Genomic DNA, 2,390 nt, shown 5'->3' with positions numbered 1-2,390 from the left:
GAGGGGGCCGAGGGGGCCGTGGAGGCCGAGGGGGCCTCGGGGGACGATGGTGCCGAGAGCGCCGATGGCAGCAAGGGCGCGGAGAGCGCTGAAAGCCCGGAGGCCGCTGAAAGCCCGGAGAGCGCCGAGCGCCCGGAGGCCGCTGAAAGCCCGGAGAGCGCCGAGGATGGCGTACACCCCGGCGACGACGTCAGCCCTGAGGGGGACGTGAGTCCCGGGAGCGGCGCGGAGTCCAGGCCGCACCGTAGGCGTTCGTCCCTGGTCGCCGCGGCGGTGGCGGCCGCGGTGCTGCTCGTCGGAGGCGGCGGGGCCTACCTCGCCACGAGCGCCACCAGCGGCTCCGGTGGCTCCGGCAGCGACTCCGGCGCCCCGGCCGACGACACTCCCCCGCCGCTGGCCCTGGACGGCTACACCGAGGGCGGTACGCACGGCATCGCCCCCGGCGAGCCCAACCCCGCCGGCGTGACCTATCGCGCGGACGGCGACCTCCCCGAAGGCCCGGACTCCGCGCCCGTCTACCGGTCGGCCGGCGACGTGACCTCGGCCGACGTGGCCCGCCTCGCGAAGGCCCTCGGTGTCGAGGGCAAGCCCACGGCCGAGGGCGACTTGTGGAGGGTGGGCGGTGCGACGGACGGTTCGGGGCCGCGCCTCCAGGTGAACAAGGGCGCGCCGGGCACCTGGACGTTCAGCCGGTACGCGCCCGGCACGGACAACTGCCGGAAGGCCGACGTCTGCGCCTCGGTTACGACGCCGGTGGGCGACCCGGTGAGCGAGGCCGTCGCGAAGCGGGCCGCCGCGCCGGTCCTGAAGGCCGTCGGCCAGGACGCGGCCAAGCTGGACGCCACCCAGGTCGCGGGCGCGGTCCGGACGGTGAACGCCGATCCCGAGGTCGGCGGGCTCCCCACGTACGGCTGGACGACCGGCATCCAGGTGGGCGCCGACGGCCAGGTGGTCGGCGGGAGCGGCAACGTGAAGGCTCCGGCCAAGGGGGACACGTACCCCGTCATCGGCGCGGAGAAGGCGCTGGGCCTGATGAACGGGACGGGGGCCGGGGCGGAGACCGGCGCGGAGAACGGCACCGGCGACGGGCGCAAGGGCATCGGCGGCTGCGCCAGCCCCGTACCCCTGAAGGACCGGAACGAGGCGCCGTGCGAGGTGTCGACCGTGGCTCCGTCCCCGGAGCCGGTGGTCGTCGAGGACGCCGTCTTCGGGCTGGCCTCGCACTTCGTGGACGGCGAGCAGACGCTCGTACCGTCCTGGCTGTTCGAGGTACGGCCGGAGGGCGCCGACGGGAGCTTCACCGTGACGCACCCGGCGGTCGACCCGAAGTACCTGACCGCACCCGAGCCGTCGGAGACCACGCGGCCGGCCGACCCGGGCGACCCCCCGTCCTCGGCGCCCGAGACGAGCGAGGTCACCATCGAGGGCTACACGGTGAAGGACGACAAGCTGACCGTGAGCTTCTGGGGCGGGGTGTGCAGTGAGTACTCGGCGTCGGCGGACGAGAAGAACGGCGAGGTGACGGTCACCGTGACCGAGAAGCCGTCGGGCAAGGTCTGCATCCTGATCGCCAAGGCCATGGAGCGGACGGTGGACCTGGACAAGCCGCTCGGGGACCGCGAGGTCGTCGACACGAAGGGCGAGGAGATCCCGAAGGGAAGCCTCAAGGACCGGCTCCCGGACGACCAGCCCGCCCAGTAGCCCATTCAGTAGCCCTTCCAGCCCGTCCCGGCGGGCCGTGCGTACACGACGGCGGCGTCCCCCTTCGAGATCGAGATCCGCGAGGGGGACGCCGCCGTCGTACGTGTACCGAACCTGGTGGGGCGTGCTCAGCTGAAGGAGTCGCCGCAGGCGCAGGAGCCCGTCGCGTTCGGGTTGTCGATGGTGAAGCCCTGCTTCTCGATGGTGTCCACGAAGTCGATGGTGGCGCCGCCGAGGTACGGGGCGCTCATGCGGTCGGTGACGACCTTGACCCCGTCGAAGTCCTTCTCCACATCGCCGTCGAGGGAACGCTCGTCGAAGAAGAGCTGGTAGCGCAGGCCTGAGCAGCCGCCGGGCTGGACGGCGACGCGCAGCGCGAGGTCGTCACGGCCCTCCTGGTCGAGCAGCGCCTTGACCTTGCCCGCGGCGGCGTCGGTCAGGATGATGCCGTCGCTGACGGTGGTGGTCTCGTCCGATACGGACATCTACATCTCTCCCGGGTTGTACGGAGACTGCTTGCCGACGAGTGCAACCGGCGGGACCGCGGATTCATTCCGCGCCCAGCGGATTTCCCTTCGGGTCTCTCTTCATGCTCGCACTTCATGCTCGCACACGGGTTCCGGAGCGGGCGCCGGTCCGGCGAGCGGGCGGTGGTCCGCGGGTGGCCGCCCCGCGGGACGGGGTGGGTT

The 2,390-nt window shown here is 72.7% G+C and carries 2 protein-coding genes; one reads left to right on the top strand and one right to left on the bottom strand.

The window, feature by feature from the left end:
* Positions 1-1,701, top strand: a 1,701-nt coding sequence (locus tag FNH04_RS44885) for a hypothetical protein (RefSeq protein ID WP_228032014.1), incomplete at its 5' end; no start/stop codon positions are given.
* Between the two features lie 128 nt (positions 1,702-1,829).
* Here FNH04_RS44885 and FNH04_RS44880 read toward each other — a convergent pair.
* Positions 1,830-2,186, bottom strand: coding sequence for a HesB/IscA family protein (locus tag FNH04_RS44880; RefSeq protein WP_152791980.1), 357 nt, complete (start codon positions 2,184-2,186; stop codon positions 1,830-1,832).
* Positions 2,187-2,390: the final 204 nt, after the last annotated feature.

The organism is Streptomyces phyllanthi (genome assembly GCF_009377205.1).
Taxonomy (GTDB): Bacteria; Actinomycetota; Actinomycetes; order Streptomycetales; family Streptomycetaceae; genus Streptomyces; species Streptomyces phyllanthi.
The sequence above is the reverse complement of the archived record's forward strand: the minus strand, read 5'-3'. Positions and strand labels throughout refer to the sequence as shown.